At 61.3% G+C, this 16,445-nt stretch carries 17 protein-coding genes and 1 pseudogene; 12 read left to right on the top strand and 6 right to left on the bottom strand.

From position 1 onward, the window contains the following. Positions 1 to 27 precede the first annotated feature (27 nt). Both QN219_RS23730 and QN219_RS23725 read right to left on the bottom strand, forming a co-directional pair. Positions 28 to 1,215, bottom strand: a complete 1,188-nt coding sequence (locus tag QN219_RS23730) for a mandelate racemase/muconate lactonizing enzyme family protein (protein WP_284002526.1) — start codon at positions 1,213 to 1,215, stop codon at positions 28 to 30. Positions 1,216 to 1,252: 37 nt separating this feature from the next. Further along, positions 1,253 to 2,473: an MFS transporter gene (locus tag QN219_RS23725; protein ID WP_284002525.1), complete on the bottom strand. Its 1,221-nt coding sequence runs from the start codon at positions 2,471 to 2,473 to the stop codon at positions 1,253 to 1,255. Between the two features lie 162 nt (positions 2,474 to 2,635). Between QN219_RS23725 and QN219_RS23720 the strand changes: the two genes are divergently transcribed. After that, positions 2,636 to 3,463, top strand: a complete 828-nt coding sequence (locus QN219_RS23720; RefSeq protein ID WP_284002524.1) for a helix-turn-helix transcriptional regulator — start codon at positions 2,636 to 2,638, stop codon at positions 3,461 to 3,463. A 37-nt stretch (positions 3,464 to 3,500) separates the two neighbouring features. Here the strand turns inward: QN219_RS23720 and QN219_RS23715 are convergent, their stop codons facing one another. The 3 genes from QN219_RS23715 to QN219_RS34040 all read right to left on the bottom strand — a co-directional run bounded on the left by QN219_RS23715 (position 3,501) and on the right by QN219_RS34040 (position 6,416). Then, positions 3,501 to 5,822, bottom strand: a complete 2,322-nt coding sequence (locus tag QN219_RS23715) for a molybdopterin guanine dinucleotide-containing S/N-oxide reductase (protein ID WP_284002523.1) — start codon at positions 5,820 to 5,822, stop codon at positions 3,501 to 3,503. Between the two features lie 281 nt (positions 5,823 to 6,103). Next, positions 6,104 to 6,232, bottom strand: coding sequence for a carboxymuconolactone decarboxylase family protein (locus QN219_RS34045; RefSeq protein WP_309486616.1), 129 nt, complete (start codon positions 6,230 to 6,232; stop codon positions 6,104 to 6,106). A 37-nt stretch (positions 6,233 to 6,269) separates the two neighbouring features. After that, positions 6,270 to 6,416: a hypothetical protein gene (locus tag QN219_RS34040; RefSeq protein ID WP_309486615.1), complete on the bottom strand. Its 147-nt coding sequence runs from the start codon at positions 6,414 to 6,416 to the stop codon at positions 6,270 to 6,272. Positions 6,417 to 6,815: 399 nt separating this feature from the next. On the opposite strand from QN219_RS34040, the gene QN219_RS23705 reads away from it, so the two are divergent. From QN219_RS23705 to QN219_RS23680, 6 genes are all read left to right on the top strand, one after another. Beyond that, positions 6,816 to 6,995 carry a hypothetical protein gene (locus tag QN219_RS23705; protein ID WP_284002522.1) on the top strand — a complete coding sequence of 60 codons (180 nt, stop codon included), beginning with the start codon at positions 6,816 to 6,818 and terminating at the stop codon, positions 6,993 to 6,995. Positions 6,996 to 7,228: 233 nt separating this feature from the next. Continuing rightward, the gene (locus tag QN219_RS23700) at positions 7,229 to 7,537 is read left to right on the top strand and encodes a hypothetical protein (protein WP_284002521.1); all 309 of its coding nucleotides are present in this window, start codon (positions 7,229 to 7,231) and stop codon (positions 7,535 to 7,537) included. Between the two features lie 236 nt (positions 7,538 to 7,773). Further along, the gene (locus tag QN219_RS23695; protein WP_284002520.1) at positions 7,774 to 8,145 is read left to right on the top strand and encodes a hypothetical protein; all 372 of its coding nucleotides are present in this window, start codon (positions 7,774 to 7,776) and stop codon (positions 8,143 to 8,145) included. Further along, on the top strand, positions 8,139 to 8,444 hold the full coding sequence (locus QN219_RS23690; protein WP_284002519.1) for a HAMP domain-containing protein: 306 nt from the start codon (positions 8,139 to 8,141) through the stop codon (positions 8,442 to 8,444). The genes QN219_RS23695 and QN219_RS23690 overlap by 7 nt, the downstream gene beginning before the upstream one ends. Further along, the gene (locus tag QN219_RS23685) at positions 8,426 to 8,683 is read left to right on the top strand and encodes a methyl-accepting chemotaxis protein (protein ID WP_284002518.1); all 258 of its coding nucleotides are present in this window, start codon (positions 8,426 to 8,428) and stop codon (positions 8,681 to 8,683) included. The genes QN219_RS23690 and QN219_RS23685 overlap by 19 nt, the downstream gene beginning before the upstream one ends. A 288-nt stretch (positions 8,684 to 8,971) precedes the next feature. Continuing rightward, positions 8,972 to 9,172, top strand: a complete 201-nt coding sequence (locus QN219_RS23680; RefSeq protein WP_284002517.1) for a hypothetical protein — start codon at positions 8,972 to 8,974, stop codon at positions 9,170 to 9,172. Here the strand turns inward: QN219_RS23680 and QN219_RS23675 are convergent. Beyond that, a pseudogene (locus QN219_RS23675) lies at positions 9,135 to 9,409 on the bottom strand (type II toxin-antitoxin system RelE/ParE family toxin). The gene QN219_RS23680 and the pseudogene QN219_RS23675 overlap by 38 nt on opposite strands. Before the next feature lie 957 nt (positions 9,410 to 10,366). On the opposite strand from QN219_RS23675, the gene QN219_RS23670 reads away from it, so the two are divergent. The 5 genes from QN219_RS23670 to QN219_RS23650 all read left to right on the top strand — a co-directional run bounded on the left by QN219_RS23670 (position 10,367) and on the right by QN219_RS23650 (position 16,422). Continuing rightward, positions 10,367 to 11,323, top strand: a complete 957-nt coding sequence (locus QN219_RS23670) for a sulfotransferase (protein ID WP_283979414.1) — start codon at positions 10,367 to 10,369, stop codon at positions 11,321 to 11,323. Between the two features lie 337 nt (positions 11,324 to 11,660). Continuing rightward, positions 11,661 to 13,028 carry a condensation domain-containing protein gene (locus QN219_RS23665; protein WP_284002516.1) on the top strand — a complete coding sequence of 456 codons (1,368 nt, stop codon included), beginning with the start codon at positions 11,661 to 11,663 and terminating at the stop codon, positions 13,026 to 13,028. Then, entirely contained in the window at positions 13,025 to 14,509 is a 1,485-nt protein-coding gene (locus QN219_RS23660) for a GMC family oxidoreductase (RefSeq protein WP_284002515.1), read from the top strand. The genes QN219_RS23665 and QN219_RS23660 overlap by 4 nt, the downstream gene beginning before the upstream one ends. A gap of 13 nt (positions 14,510 to 14,522) precedes the next feature. Beyond that, a complete protein-coding gene (locus QN219_RS23655) occupies positions 14,523 to 15,815 on the top strand; it encodes an aminotransferase class III-fold pyridoxal phosphate-dependent enzyme (protein WP_284002514.1) in 1,293 nt (430 codons plus the stop codon). Beyond that, positions 15,787 to 16,422 carry an HAD-IA family hydrolase gene (locus QN219_RS23650; RefSeq protein ID WP_283979410.1) on the top strand — a complete coding sequence of 212 codons (636 nt, stop codon included), beginning with the start codon at positions 15,787 to 15,789 and terminating at the stop codon, positions 16,420 to 16,422. Before QN219_RS23655 ends, QN219_RS23650 begins: the two co-directional genes overlap by 29 nt. The last annotated feature ends 23 nt before the right edge of the window (positions 16,423 to 16,445 follow it).

Below are 16,445 nucleotides of genomic sequence, written 5' to 3'. Positions count from 1 at the left end.
TCTTCCTGTTTTTTCTTGCCGCATCGCCTATTTCAGGCTGACCGCGGCTATTTCCATGCGCGCCTCGGCATCCTTCCTCAGCGTCATCCCGAAACCCGGCAACGTCGGCACCGCCAACCGGCCATCGACCGGCTGGAGGTCTTCCTCGAACAGGTCGCGATTGCAGGATTTGAGCGCAAAGGTGTGGTGCTCGTGGATCTCGAAATTGGGGATGGCCGCTTCGAACTGGAGCGCGATTGCCGTCGAGAGCGGTGAGCCGCAGACATGCGCCTGGACACCGACGTCATAGGCATGCGCGAGATGCGCGATCTTCATGCCTTCGGAAATCCCACCGACGAGGCCGATATCGGGCTGGATCATGTCGATGGCGCCGGCCTGCAGGTAGGGCAGGAAGCCCCAACGCGTGTAGAGTCGCTCCCCGGTCGCCATCGCGATCGGGGAGCGCGACGCTACCTTCAGGTGGGCTTCGGGGCTGTTGTAATGGGTTGGTTCCTCGATGAACAGGACGCCGAATTCGGCGAACATATTCGCGATCTGAAGTGCGGACGCGGTCGAGGTGAGCCCGTTCAATTCGATGATGATATCGACGTCCGACCCAATCCCCTCCCGGACGGCTTCCATTCGCGCCTGCGCCAGCTTGCGGTTTTGCGGTGTCAGAAGGCTGCGATGCCGTGCACGTCCGCCACCTGCCGCGACATAGACCGGGCACAGCTTGACGCAGTCATAGCCTTCCTCCCGCACTCGTCGCGCGGTTTCACGATATTCGGCGGGATCATCGTGCATCCTGTGCTCCGCCTCCCAGCCGAAATGCAATTGGCTGGCATAGCAGCGAAGCGGGTCTGGCGTCTTCGCCCCCAGCAGGCGGTGCACCGGCAGCCCGGCGGCCTTTCCCTTAATGTCCCAAAGGCCCGCATCGAGCGCGCTCATGGCGCCAAAGATCACCGGTCCGCCACCTTGCGCCCAGAACGATTGGCGCAGCATCTGCTCCCACACGGTTTCGGTGTCGTTCGGGTCATGCCCTAACACGAAACGCTCGGCGAGCTTGCGGATCATCGGCCCGACCGCTTCGGACGCCGTGCCGAACGCCAGCGAAGCCTCGCCGAGTCCGGTGATGCCCGCATCGGTGTGGATCCGCGCGAAAATGGGACGCCAGAGCGCGATGCCGTTTTCTCCGGAGAGGTCGATTTCCAGCGTCTCGACTTTGGTTACTTTCATTGCGACCACTCCTGCCAGGTTTCATCCGGTTGCTCAGTCATCGCGCCCCCGGCGCACCGCGCACATAGGTCCCGCCGAGTGCGAGAAGGGCCAGCACGAGGGGAATGAAGGACAGCGCGAGGATGGTGTTCCAGCCGTAGGCCGTCAGCAGCCCCCCGGAGAGGAACGAGCCGAGGGTCATCGTTCCGAACACGGCAAAGTCGTTGAGCGACTGCACGCGCGCCTTCTCCTCGGGACGGTGGCATTCGAGCACCAGGGCGGACGCACCGAGAAAACCGAAGTTCCAGCCGACACCGAGTACGATGAGGGTGATCCAGAAATGCGCCACATCGACCCCCGTCAGCCCGACGGCTGCGGAGATGCCCGTCAACACAAGGCCGGTCATGACCACGCTGGCTGCACCGAAACGGGTGATCAAACGCCCGGTGAAGAAACTCGGGGCATACATGGCAACCACATGCCACTGAATGGCGAGGTTGGAGGACTCTTGGCTCAGACCGCAGAGCTGCATCGCCAAGGGTGCCGCGGTCATCAGAAAGTTCATGAGCAGGTAGGAGACGACCCCGCAGATCACAGCCGTGACGAAGCGCGGCTGGCGGGCAATCACACCAAGGGGGCGGCCGCCTGCAGCCTCTACCTTGGTCGGCGTCGGAAGCCGAACGCCGATCAGCAGCAGAGCCGAAAGCGCCGCCACGGCCGCCTGGGCAAGGTAGCTCGCCGCGAACAGGTGTGGCGTCCAGAGATACATGGTATGATTGACGAGTTGCGGCCCGATCACACCGGCCAGGACACCGCCGGCCATGACGAGGGACAATGCACGCGGGCGCCGTTCAGCCGGAACGCAGTCGGCCGCCGCGAAGCGGAAGGAAAGTACCACCGCGGCATAGGCGCCGCCGAAGAGCGTTGCGGCGCAGTAGAGCCAGAAGGAACCGATCACCACCGCGATCGCCGCCAGAATACCGACGAGCACACCACAGCTCGTTCCAACCAGAAAAGCCGTACGGCGACCGTAACGTTGCGCGATCACGCCCGCGGGCAGTGTCGAGAGCGCCATTCCGACGACGAACATCGATATCGGCATGGTGGCGAGTGCCGGGGTGGGCGCGAGCGTGTTGCCGACGATCGCTCCGGTGGAATAGACCACCGCCGAGTTCGCGCCGCCCAGTGCCTGCGCAATCGTCAGCCTCGCAAGGTTTGCGCGCGCGGCGTCGTAGTATGAGGGCGTTTCGAGCACTTTTTCTGCGATGACTTCTGACATTCGGCTTCACTGGGCATGAGGACATGGATCCGGCGTGAAGGGTCCACGTCGGTCGAAAGGCGTCTGGCAGTTGATGTGAGGGCAAGTTAGCGCAATGACATTTGGCTGTATTTCAACGGACTGACAATCCGTATAGAATAGCCGCCAAAGTGGAGCATCACCATGAACTGGCAGCCGATTACGACGCCTTCGGGACTTCGTCCTCCTGAGCCCATCACGGTGCGCGCGCAATCAATCCCCGCGCGCCATTACTTTCCGGAGCACTCGCACACCTGGCACCAGCTGGTCTATGCAATCTCCGGCGTGCTGACGGTCTATACGGAAGCGGAATCTTTCGTGATCACGCCGGATCAGGCCGTTTGGCTGCCGACCGGCGTCGTGCACCGGGTCGGGTCGCTCTTGGGCGCCGTGTTTCGCAGTCTATGGATTGCCGATGAAGCCGGAGCCAACCGCCCGACGGTCCCGACGATCTTCATGATGTCGCCCTTGCTGCAGGCTCTGATCATCGAGGCCACGGAACTCGAGGGTCAGGAAGACCACGACGGCTATTCGAGCCGGGTAACGACACTCATTCTCGACCAGCTTGTGCGGGTACAGCCCCTGCCCTCGGCATTGCCCTGGCCGAAAAGCGCAGCTTTGACCAAGTTGTGCGAGGCGCTCTATCTCGACCCGACCCATGACAGAAGCCCCGAAGAATGGGGCGAGGTGCTGAATATGTCGCCGCGAACATTGGCGCGCCGCTTCAACACGGAACTGGGCATGAGCCTGCGCTCGTGGCGGCGGCGCCTGCGGCTCTTCCGGTCGATCGAGCTCTTGGGCGGTGGACTCGGCGTCACCCAGGTGGCGATGGAGCTTGGTTACGGCTCGACTTCCGCCTTCGTCTTTGCCTTCCGCACGGAGATGGGCAGCAGCCCGCAGGCCTATATGCGCAGGCATCTCACCGCGGACGGCTCGCCGACTGATGGCGCCGTACCCAAGGCTCGTAACTAGGGACGACGCCTGGATGGGGCTCGCCGATGGCCGCAAATCAGACCGGCGGATCGAAGGCGCGGATTTCTGGGAGGTTTCTGTCGAAGCGCTCGACCCGAACATTCGTCAGTTGGCCCGAACAGCCCTGTGCCAGGGCCGAGGTGCCAATATCCCGGGTGAGCACATTCGGATTGCCGTGCACGCAGAGCGGCTTCTCCTCATTTGGATCGGCCGGATCATACCATGCGCCGGTCGCAAGCTGGATGACGCCGCGCCGGACGCCGTCCGAAAGGGTAACGGCGGCAAGGCAGGCGCCGCGCTCATTCGACAACGTGATGATATCACCCTCGCAGATAGCGCGCGCCGCCGCATCCTCGGGATGCATCGTCGCCACCTCGCGGCCACGATGCTTCGAGGCAATGCTGTGGCCGCCGAAATCGAGCTGGCTGTGCAGCCGGGTGCGCGGCTGGTTGGAGATCAGCACGAAGGGCGTCGTCTCCGTCGGAACATAGACGGAGCCGAGCCAAGTGGGATGTCCTGGACAATCGGCCTCTCCAAAGCTCGCGATCGTTTCGGAATAGATCTGCAGCTTGCCGCTTGGTGTCGGTAGCGGATTGGCGTCGGGATCGTTGCGAAAAGCCCGCAGATAACCGCCATCATCCGGCTGCTGCGGAATGAGGCATCCCTCGCCTGCCCAGAATTCTGCGAAGCTTGGCGCCGGCAGACCCTTCTCCGCGAGCCCCACGCGGGTCTGCTCATAGAGGTGCTCCAGCCATTGCCGGACGCTGCGGCCTTCCGTGAAGGCATCGCGCGCGCCGAGCCGCTCGGCAAGATCGGCGAAGATGGCGTAGTCGTCGCGTGCTTCGCCATAAGGGGCCGCGACAGGATGCATCGGCACAAGCAGCGGATCGTTGGAGTTGGCGCCGATGTCCTCGCGCTCGAGCGTCATTGTGCACGGCAGGACAAAATCGGCATGGCGCGCGGTCGCCGTCCAGGCAAGTTCGTGGACGACCAGTGTGTCCAGGCGAGCGAAGGCCTTGCGCAGGCGGTTGAGGTCCTGGTGATGATGGAAGGGGTTGCCGCCGGCCCAATAGACGAGCTTGACCTCGGGATAGGTCCGGGTTTCGCCGTTGAAGCGATAGGTCTCACCGGGATGAAGCAGCATGTCCGCAATGCGCGCGACAGGGATGAAGTCGCTGACACCATTGCGCCCCTGTGACAGCGTCGGGATCGGCACGGCGTTGTAACGGCGCCCGTAATACGCGATCGCGCCAAGCGCATAGCCGTAGCCGCCACCGGGCAGTCCGATCTGACCAAGCGCAGCGGCAAGCACCATCCCCATCCAGACCGGTTGCTCACCATGTTCGGCGCGCTGCAGCGAATGCGAGATGACGATCAGCGCGCGTTTGCCTGCCAAGCGCCTGGCGAGCACGACGATCTCGTCAGCCGGCACTCCAGTAAGGGCCGCCGCCCACTCGGCATCCTTCGGCTGGCCGTCCACCTCTCCGAGCAAGTAGCGCTCGAAGATCGGCCAGCCCGAGGTGTAACGTTCAAGGAAAGCGTGGTCGTGCTTGCCTTCGACAACAAGCGTGTAGACGATGGCCATCATCAATGCGGTGTCGCTGCCGGGCACGCAAGAGATCCATTCGGCGTGCGCCTCGTCCGGCAGGTCGGACCGCAAAGGGCTGACCAGCACGAAACTGCAGCCGCGATCGGCCGCGCGCTGCATGGCGCCGCGCTCGACATGTTTGCTGACGTTGCCGCCGGCAACCATCGAATTCTTGAGTGCCATGCCGCCGAAGGCGACGACGATTTCGCTATGCTCAGCAATCTGCTCCCAGGAGACGTTGCGTTTGGTCAGACCCTCGTGATCGCCGATGATATGCGGGATCAGAACCTGCGAGGAGCCGGATGAATAGCTGGTGACCGAACGCACATAGCCGCCACAGGCAACATTGAGAAAGCGGTGGATCTGACTCTGGGCGTGGTGGAAACGGCCGGCGCTTGACCATCCATAGGAACCGCCGAAGATAGCGCCGGGGCCGGAGCCATCGCGGACGCGGACGAGCTCTTTGCCGAGCAGGTCGAGCGCCGTTGCCCACGTTACGGGCACGAATTCGTCGCGCCCGCGTCGATCATCCGGACCTGGGCCGTGCTCCAGCCAGCCCTTGCGCACCATCGGCTGCGCGATGCGGGCACGATGGCGGAGTGCCGCGGGAAAATTCTGGATGATCTCGTTCGGGTCAGGATCACCCGGATGCGGCCTGACCTCGAGCTGATCGCCGCTCATCCGGGCCGAAAACACGCCCCAATGCGAGGTGTGGGGACGAAAGCGGGACTCAGCCTGATCCGGTTCGTCGGTAGCGATTGATTCGAGCATAGGGACCTCCCTTTTTCCGATCTGGCTGTGACGCTGTCCAAGGGCGACCGGAGGTGAAAGCTATGTACTTCATCCGCGACCGCCATGCCGGGTTAGTTTAGCGCATTGCGAATTGACCGTATTTCAACGGTGTGCCAAGAGATATCGACTAGTTGCCAGTCTCGTCAAAGAAAGGGCTTGTCACAACGGGCGAGGTCAAACAGCACGCGCCCGTCTTGAAGCATCACCTTGTGATGGCAACACGCGTGCCGTATAGATCAGCGTAGCATCCGCATTGAGCGCTATCGCGACGCCGCCTCGGCGATCTCGCCCTCGGCCGCACCCAACTGGATCGCCTTTTTGGAATGTACGGCGATGCAGCCGTCGCAACGCGTGGTGACCGTAACGGCGAGTGCGATAATCTTGTGCATCTTCGGCTCGAGCTTCCCGGTCTTGTTGCCGCTGCCCTCAATCTGGTTCAGACAGCACGTCCGGGCTGAGCTTGGCGAAGTCGCCAACACGGCCAATCAATGCGTGGCGATAGGCGTTCCAATCCTGCATTGTGTCCATCGCCTGGTCCTCACTGCCGGTCGGCGGTTCCAGCGTCCATTTCACCACTTCCCCACGAAGGAAGAGCGCGCAGCCGCGGTCGCCCGCCGTTACACCGATCGCTTCCTAAAACCGGGGGACGAGAGTGGCCCCAGGCGACAATGTCGTCAAAGCTTGGCGAGAAGCGTTCGGCGACGCGCTGGACCGCTTATGCGGCGCAATGGCGGTGTTGCGGGGGTCGGATTCCTCGCGACCGATCACGGCGGTCCCGGTAAGGAGGGGAGCATCAAAGCGGCGATCGATTCGTTCCTGCTCGTGGTAATAGCGGGATCCGCGGATGTTGGCGGAGCTCCATTCCCGTTGGAGCAGCAATCCGATCCATTCGGCGTGCGAGAGATGGTGATCTCTCCCTGCCTATCGATACGCGTCATGCTGCAGTGTACGCATAAAAATTCGGGACATCTCATGGGCTGGGTCGATCGTCTCCTCTCGCGCTTCAAAATCCGAACCAAGGTGATGCTGTTGGTATCGCCGTTCATCTTGAGCACCACGGCGGTCGGCGTCACGGGGATACTGGCATCGGGACTGCTGCAGAACCGTATGCGATATCAAACGACGTCGCGGCGTGGCTTCAAGGACGTCTAGGCCGCGATGATCGGCTTTCTCGATCAGACGACCGAGGAAGACCGGGCGCTCATCTTTAAGAGGCTTGAGGAACAGCGCGCCGCGCTCAACGCGGCCCGGGCGGCTAACGCCTCGGTCCGGAGGCTGGGCGGAGCTCGACAGCGCATCCATAGCACTCGCTGAGATCAACGGCCCGATGGAGGATCTTTGGGCACTACATGCCGACGAGGCGCGGATCGAGGCGGGCATCGAGGATGCCTCGCCGTCATCGCCACAACCAGACTGATCTGCTGACCGCCGCCACCGCGTTCGATACATCGATCACGTCAGAGGAGGATGATGCCAAGAAGAGATTGCGTGAGGCTCAAAAGATCCTCTCGGCGACGCGCTTCGTGGCTGCGCTGGGAGATGCCTTTGCTGCACGCAAGAATGACAGTGAAATTTTTCGGCAGCTCGCCGCGGCGATGGACGAGCTGAAGGTCCACCAGAAGGTGCTGCCAGTCGCATTGCCGAAGAATTCCAAGCCGCTCGGCAAGGCTTTCTCTGCTAACGCTAAGCACTGAATGCGCTCGTCGATGATAAGGGGCGCCCGCCGGAAAACATCCAGAATCTCCTTGATATCTTCGCTGAGTTCAAGGCGCTCAAGCAGCCGCTCGACGCGGCGGCCACCCTGAAGATACAGGACGTGTCCGCCATTCGATGAGGTCGGCGCCTCTCTCGCCAAGGCCGGGCTCGTGATGCAGGATCGCGGCATCTCACCGATGCGATCTACCTGACGCGCATCGCGCTTGCCGAGTTCATGCGCGACCGCGCGGCGGAAAAGCAGGCGACGCTGGCGACGCATCTCGCGGAATGCCGCAAAGTACTCTTTGCGCTGAGCTCCTCGGCGGGCGGCCTCGCCGTTCCCTGCGAGCAGTCGGCAAAACCCGCGCCGTCATTCGACAGGATCGAGCAGGCCGCCACCGAACTCGTCGCCGCCACCGGCAAGCGGGCGCAGCAATTCCAGGCTGCCGCCGCTGAGATCGACCACATCGGCAGGAAGCTTTCGCTGTTCGCCGATCTGCAGCAGTGTGCGGCCGGCCGCCAGAGCCAGGATATCAACGTCCCATCCATCGGCACCATGGCGCTGGGCGTGATCATCGCCCTCGTTCCAGTGCGGCTCTGGTGCTGACGCTGAAGGGACCGATCGGCCAGTTCACCCAGGCGATGCGCAACCTCGCCGGCGGCTTGCTCGACACGGCCGTTGGCAATCAGAACCGCGCCGACGAGATCGGCGAGATGGCGCGCGCCCTCGACGTCTTCAAAAGACCAGCGCGAAGGCGAAGATCGTCCGCGAACGGCAATCCGAACAGGAACGCCGCCGCAGCCGATGCCGAGCGTGACCGCAACGAGGCGGAGAAACCCCGCCGCGATTCCGAAATCGCCTTCGCGGTGCGGGCGGGCTCGACGCCATGGCGAAGGATCAACTGACCGCTACGATCAAAACACCCTTTGCCCCTGAACTCGACAAGCTGCGTACCGATTTCAACGCCACCGTCGCCGAACTCAGGCAAACCCTTGTCGAGATCCGCACGATATCATCAACGATTGAGGGAAGCGGCCGCCAGATGGCGGCAGGCGCTACGGCGCTTTCCGGTCGCACCGAGCGACAAGCCGCGTCGCTCGAAGAAACGGCGGCAGCCGTCGACCAGATCGTACTCATGGCCTAGAGGTCCCCCGCCCTGGATCTTCGTCTCTGCGGTCGGCGGCGTGCTGATAGGCTTCACCTGATCTGCACTTCAGGATGGCGCGCGGAATGAGGACGATACGCTCCGGCCGCGAGGCGTAGATTTTCACAAACGCTGCCTTCGCCTCTTGCCGCTGCAGCCACAGCCGCATGCCGAAGAATATCTATCCGCCGGGATAACACATGCCGCTCGCTCTTGTGGCCGTTCGCCAAGGCTCCGACATCTTGTCCAGCTGATATCGTATCCGTGAGAACGGTCTTCGACGCCCTCATGGTAGAAGATGAACTGCTTGAAATATCCGCCGGGCAAGAGCGTCTGGTCGATGTCTTGCCGCCATTCCTCGGGCGGATCGAGCCAGAGGTCGCGCGCAAACGTGACGTCGATGTGCCGGGCGCATTTTGTCAAAAACACGGACTGATGTACGAAGCGTTTGTCAAAACGTCTCCGGCCAGCGCCGGAGCGCATGCATGACGGTGAGAATCTCAATGTCCCGGCTGACGCGGTAGGGAATGAGGTAGGGAATATCCGCCAATACGATTCGCGGGTGCCCTTGACACGACCCGGCCGACCCCTGGCAGGCACCTCAGCCAACATATCCACGGCCGTCACGATCTGCGCCACCACGCGGGCCACCGGATCCGGATTGTCTTTCTCGATATACGCAGCCAACAACCGACATTCTGCATACGGTTTTCGTTTTGCGAGGATCGCTTATCGTTGGCACCCGATCTTCGGGTGCACCGTGCAAGTCTCGCCCTTCCGGCGTGGCAAGAGTTTGACATGCATCTACACCGATGAACGGCCTGATCTTTCTCGCGAGTGGCCGAACTGGATGTTCGACGAGAGCTACTGCAGCGGTATGACACTGGGGCCACGGCAGATCAGCATCGAGGGCCTTAACGAGCTGGCGACTGTTTTGGCATCGTTCGGTGCGACTCAGGTACCGGGCGCTAAATCCCGTCCTTCGAGGAAGAAGGAGAAGGGTAATGCGAAGCAGGCGGTATCAAAATCGCGTTCAGCTCGTTCTGGAACTGGAGCGCCAACCTCGTCAGACACCGGTGGTCAGGAACACGAAAGGGCTGGTGGAAGGAGTATGCGCGCTCGGAGGAATAACCCACAATGGTCCCAGGACCTTTGCCGGCGCCGTAAGACTTAGGTCCGGCCGGCGACGCTGAATTGCGCAAATGCGAGTGCGCGCGTTGTTTGTTCGGAGTGTCCCTGCAACCTTGCAAGACTCCTCACGCGCCGCCACGCTCACCGATCGAACTGGCGTAGGCCCTTCACTACAACGCAGCTCGAACACCTGCAGGTTGACACGCAGGCCGCGGTACGCCGCTTTTCGAACGGTCTCGTTGAATACTCGCATCGCCGCGTGCCGGTTCTCCGCACCTTCGCGCTGTTCTTCTGTCATTCCTCGTTCCTATCTTTTAGCCCCGCCCGACAGTCGCGAAACAGCGCTTGTTCGATAATCCTCGATGGTCTTCCACCAACCAACCATCGCCCGCTTTCGCACATCCGCGTTGGGAGAAGAAAAAGATTGGACATTTGGCGAAATTGCTATCCACATGTCGAAATAAACTGACCAATTACGGTTGCCTTAAATAGCAATACTTGATCCTTATCAGTACAGTTTTGTGCGCATGCCACATGGCCAGCAGGAAAATCATGTCGGGTCTCATTTCTTCTCCTCTTGCCCTGCCTTCCGAGCCCGTCCTGCTCGGCGGCGAGAACCGCTCCGGCACCACTCTTCTGAGCGTCGTGCTTGACTCGCACCCCGGTCTGGTCGTCGGTCCGGAGATCGATTTCACCGATCCCGTCGACCTCGGTCCGCACATCCTCGCGGTGTGCGACATGATGGACCGCCGCGACCCACGGCTCGCCGGTGCCACGAAGGAGACCGTTGATCCTGATTGGTTCGACGGCGCGCACTTTGTTGTGCAGTGCGAGCGTTTCGGACTCAAGCGTGATGACGTGCGGAAGCTTGTGACCGGCCTGATGGCGGAGCATGGCACCGTTCTGTCCTCCCTCGACGACCGTTGCCGGCTCATCGACTCTATCGGCGAATTCCGACGTGAACAGACCGGAGCCGGACGATGGGGCCTGAAGCTTCAGCGTAGGATTAAGGACATCGGCACGTACGCCGCGATCTGGCCTCGCGCCCATTTCATCCACATAATCCGCGACGGCCGCGACCTGGCTGCCTCACACCTCAAGACCGTCCCCGACTGGGGCTACGGGACTATTGCGGAGGCAGCGAACGGCTGGCTGGAGGTCGTCAACCGCCCCCGTCAGGCTGCTCCTGACGGCCGTTATCTGGAAGTGCGATATGAGGACCTAGTCGCCCGCCCCCGCGAGACTGTCGAGCGGATGCTGGAACACCTCGGTCTGTCATGGGACGAGGCAGTCCTGCACCATGCGGAGCACGAGCACGCGCTGTTCGACAAACCATGGGGCCATCCCGCGGCGGAAGCGGCGGGTAAACCGCTGCATACCGGGCGTCGTGGACGGTACCTACAGGACCTCACGCCCACGGAAATCGAAGAGTTTGAGCGGATCGCCGGGAAGGAATTGAACGACCTGGGCTACGACCTGTCGATGCTGGATCCAGGGAGGGTGGGGTGATGCAAGAGGCACACGAAGCGCCCCGACGCGGCCCGCCCCGCGACTTCTCCCTTCTTCTCGCGGGACAGACGGTCTCCCTCGTCGGATCCGGGGTGATGGTCGTCGTCCGCGCTGACCGTAATGGAACGTCTCGACCCGAGCCCGAACCCAACGCGTTAAAATGCGCGGTCGCCGCATTGCTCGCGCTTCGAACCGCGCGGGCGGTGAATTTGGCCAGCGTGCTCCCCTTGCTCCCCTTCTTTGCAAATAGGTGCGCCATTTCATGAGACTCACTGACCTGTCATCCCTCGATCTGCCTGCGGGCCGTGTCACCGTGTGGCGGGCTGGCGCCCCGCGCATGTCCGAGGCCATCTGGGCAGCCGATCTACGTCGGGCGTCCCACGTGCAGGAAGCACATGTCGCACATGCACTTGAGACGGCCGATGAGGCTTCCCTGCCGCCTTCCTGGCTGGCCTCTGTCTTCGATCTGCCCGCCGAACTCGATGCGAACGCCTTCGCCGCGGCATTGTGCGAGTGGACAGACCGCCACGAAATCCTGCGCAGCCATCTCAGCCCCCCCGCTGGCTCCACGCAAGGCGATTGTCTCCGCCGCAGGACGCTACCGGCCGGAGCCGTGAGTATCCACCACAGTGGCGCGGGGGAATTCACCGACGGCCAGCAACTGTCGCGCTACCTGGAGGAACTCTTCGACTCCGAAGTCGGCCCACTCGACTGGCCCGCATATATTTGTGCCACCATCAGCCGTCCGGAAACGACAACCGTCTGTATCGCCGCCGACCACATCCTGATGGACGGTTACTCCATTCTCACAATTGCCTATGAGATTCACACGCTGTACGCCGCCGCACTCGCGGTCCGCGACGGCAAGACCGTCCCACCTCCCCTTCCCCCCACCGCCAGCTACCTCAATTTCGCGGAGGCAGAAAGGATCGAGGCCGATACGCTGACCCCTGAGGACGAATCCATCGCCCAATGGCGGCAGTTTCTCGCCGAGGCGGGCGGCCGTCTGCCGGAGTTCCCCGTACCGGTTAGCGACGTGAGTGGCAGCTCCGCCGCCCAGCCAAGCGGATACACCGAGCTTCTCAACGCATCCGCGGCGCACGCCTTCGACAGGGTCTGCCGTAAGGCAGGGGGAGACTCCTTCTCCGGTCTGCTCGCCTGCCTTGCCAAGGTCGGTCACGAAATCACCGGCTCGGGTGAATTTCGAACGATGGTCCCCTTTCACACCCGTACAGCCCCCTTCCGGTCTTCCATTGGCTGGTACGTAGGAATGGGCCCGGTTGCGTTCCCGCTCGGCGCAGCCGACTCGTTTTGCGAGGCGGTGCGTCGGGCGGCATCCAACCTGGATTGGTCGAAGAACCTGTCCAGGATACCTACACCCCGAGTGGCGGATCTTCTCGGGGAGCCACTGCGCGATCCCTTCATGGTCTCGTACATGGACGTTCGCCGTACCCCCGGTGCGCGCGAGTGGAACAGCTGGCAAGTTGTCACCCTGCGTAGCCGCAGCACCGATCCGGACGAGGTATGCCTCTGGATCGTGCGGACCTTTGACGGCCTCGTCGCCAACTACCGCCACCCGGCCACCGCGCCCGCAGGGATCGCGGTCCCCGACTATGTGGCGCGCACAAAGCACATCCTGGCCTGCGTCGCGAACACCGCTCGTTGGCCAGCCACTCCATATCGGATTGGAGACCATTGCCAGTGACGGACATCAGACACATTGCGGCGGCCTCTTGTAATTACACGACCTTCGACGCGGTTATCGTGGGCTCCGGAGCAGCTGGATCGATCGTCGCCCGAACGCTTGCGGAGAAAGGCTGTCGCGTGGCCGTCCTGGAATATGGAGGCCTGGTTTCTCCTGGTGCCATGCACGGGCCTCATCAAGCGGCATACAGCAAGGCGCTCACCTCCACTGGCGCTGCTGACGGTAATCCGTGGACGGCGTGTTGCGTCGGCGGCGGAATGCAATTCTACAATGCGATCACGTTTAGATACCGCCAATCGGATCTATCTGCTTCCCAATATCTTGGGACCGATATGGAGATTGATTGGCCCATAACCATTCAAGATCTCGAACCCTGCTATTCGCAGATCGAGCATCTCATGGAGATCGGTGGCACGAACGGGCACGCATCTTACCCGGCTAGCCCCCGTGGAGTGATTTTATCCAATGCGATGCAGGAACTCGGCATACGGCCAAGGCAGATCCCATTGGCGATCCGGGCACCCAGCAACAGCAGCGGATGCATCAAGTGTTCTGCTTGCGACGAGCTAGTATGCCCTACGGAAGCGAGAGCATCCGTGCTTGCGAGAAACATTTTGGACGACTCCGGACTGCCAGGAGCGATTTCGGTTCTCTACGGCTGTTTCGTCAACCGGATAGAGATCCGCAGCGACGGCCGGGCCGAAGCCCTGGAGTGCTATGTGCCGTTCTCAACGGAACTGATTCGGATCCCAGTTGAAAGGGTCGTCATCTGCGCAAACGCAATACAGTCAGCGGCATTGATGCTTCGGTCGAAGAGTAAGCATGCCCCGCACGGAATAGGAAACGATTCAGACCTTGTCGGGCGCGGCCTCTCGTTCAAGATCAGCGGCTACTCCGTCGGCTACCTGGATCCGGCTGATTGCGGCTCCGACGCATTGGCTTCGCACTGGGGACCGCATGCGACCGTTTATACAGACGAGTTCTACGAACATAGTGACGTACCGTGCAGATTTGGTGGCCTCATTTATGAAGCGAACCTGCTATCGCCGAGTGAGAACATTGGCCGCGTGCGCCTGCACTATATAGCCGGGGACGAGCCATGGTCGCACAATCGCCTGGTGCTGGACGACGTCGCTGACCGATACGGCATCCCCTACGTTCGTTTCGAATACAAGAATTCGGAAAATGACCATGCGCGAATAGGTTTTCTTGCCGATCGCGCTGATGACATCCTGCTCCACCTGGGCGCACGCCGCATCGAACGAGAACCTTCTTCCCATGCAAAAGGCAGTTCCCACCTGCACGGCACAATGCGCGCCGGATGTGATCCCAGGCGATCCGTCGTAGACATCTGCGGCAGAGTCCATGGGTCCACCAACATCTATGTCATGGATGGGTCCGTGATGAATTTCGCGGGGAACAGCAATCCGACACACACAATCATGGCCAACGCGAGGAGAATGGCCCTGTCGCTGAAATAAAGGGGTAACTTAGATGCTCAATCATGGAACTAGCGGACATTTGGCTGAATGGGAACGTGAGACCCCGTCATCCATCATATTCCGCTCCGCCAATGGCGCAATTGCGCAGGATGTCGACGGAAAAATCTATCTGGATATGACCTCCTGCAGCGGGGCTTCGCCGTTGGGCAGCAATAACACGGTATTCAAGGCCCGGCTTGCGCAGGCGATGGAGCGAGAAACTGACGTTCTGCCCTCACCGGTAAGCGAGCAACGCCAGATACTTGCCGGGAAAATTTCGAAGATGTTCCCGGACACTCCTAGAGTGTTCTTTTTGAGGACCGGATCTTGTGCAACGGAAGCGGCCGTTCGGATCGCGCGCCACCGAACTGGCCGGCCGGTTATCCTGACGGCTGGCTTCCACGGATGGCACGACATCTTTCAACAGCGACCCTGGTCGCACGATCCGCCGGCCAAGGATCCACACATCCAGGATTATCAATATGACCTCGATATTCTGGAACAGCAGCTGACCGCGAATGAGGGAAGAGTCGCTGGCATCTTCTTCACGCCTGAGCCCTCGGTCTTTCCTCCGGAATTGCTCCAGGAAATCTCCAGGATGGCAAGACAGCATGGCGTCCTGCTGATTGTTGATGAGGTGCTATGCGGACTTCGTTACGCCGAGGGTGGTTACTGCCGAAAACACGGCGTGGCACCGGACGTCATCACTTTGGCCAAGGGGATTGCACAAGGCATCGGCCTTTCCGCGGTCGCCGGCACGACCGACGCCATGGCGGGAGCCGACAGAGCCTATCTCGGCAACACGTATCTACGCGAGAACCGCGCCTTTGTGGCCGGCAACCTGACACAGGAAATCTTTGCCGAAGCAAAAATTGTTGAGCGCCTCGCCGAGAGGGGCTCGGCCCTCAAGGGGCTATTCCAAATCTCTTTCGAGCGCAGCGAGATACCTGCACGCGTTCTTGGAAGCGATACCATGTTCGATATTGTTCTGCCCTCGCAAAAGCATGGAAGGGCCTTCGCTCAGAGGTGTCTGAAGCACGGTATCTACACCGCCTACCCGGGAACATACATGAGCAATGCGTCCATGGATAGCGCATTTTTCAGAGCTCTGCAGGCGGCGCTGGAGCTCGCACTCGCTGACTATCGCAAGGACGAGGACATAACCGCCCAGGTCACCGACACATCCATGGTCGACTACTGCGCCGAAGCGTTTCACGCCACAGAGGAAGCATGTCTTTCCAGTAGGAAATATTGGTTCCGATACACGGAGGCAAGCCGTGAGAGTCACGATCGAACTTCAGCTTGAAGACTATGATCACGTAGCCTTCGATCTGGACGGAACCCTTGTAGATTCGAAGGCTGTGGTCGAAAGCGCACTCCGCCGGTGGGCGCTGGAGCGACAGATATGTCCTGATTACGCAATGCGGATGTCGGCCGCTCGCCGGGATGTTGAACTGGTGGAGGCGATTGCGCCCAGTCTCTCGCCCGAACGCGAAGCGGCTCGCATTGCCGATTATGAGATCCAAGCGATGGGGCTGTTGCAACCAATCGAGGGGGCCGCGAAGTTCTATTGCTCGATCCCTGCCGAAAAGAGGTCCATTGTCACCTCTTCGACAAGGATTTCGGCCCTCGCCCGCCTCGATGCAGCGGGAATCTCCCGCCCGAGGATCATGATTGCAGCTGAGGACGTCAGTCACGGAAAACCGCATCCGCAACCCTATCGAGCACTATTGCGGATGCTGCGCATCTCCCCCGAAAGATGCTTGGTATTTGAGGATTCCCAAACCGGAATCAAAGCGGCAACCGCTGCAGGCTGCGACTGCGTGGGGGTCGGCCCCAGTGCCAGAGGTCACACTGAAACCAAGGGCTGGATCGAGAATTTTCGCGAGGTCCTAGCTAACCGGCCGCGCTGAACCTGCTTCCCCAACCATAAGGA

This window comes from Sinorhizobium sp. 8-89 (assembly GCF_030124325.1).
Classification (GTDB): domain Bacteria; phylum Pseudomonadota; class Alphaproteobacteria; order Rhizobiales; family Rhizobiaceae; genus Sinorhizobium.
The sequence above is the reverse complement of the archived record's forward strand: the minus strand, read 5'-3'. Positions and strand labels throughout refer to the sequence as shown.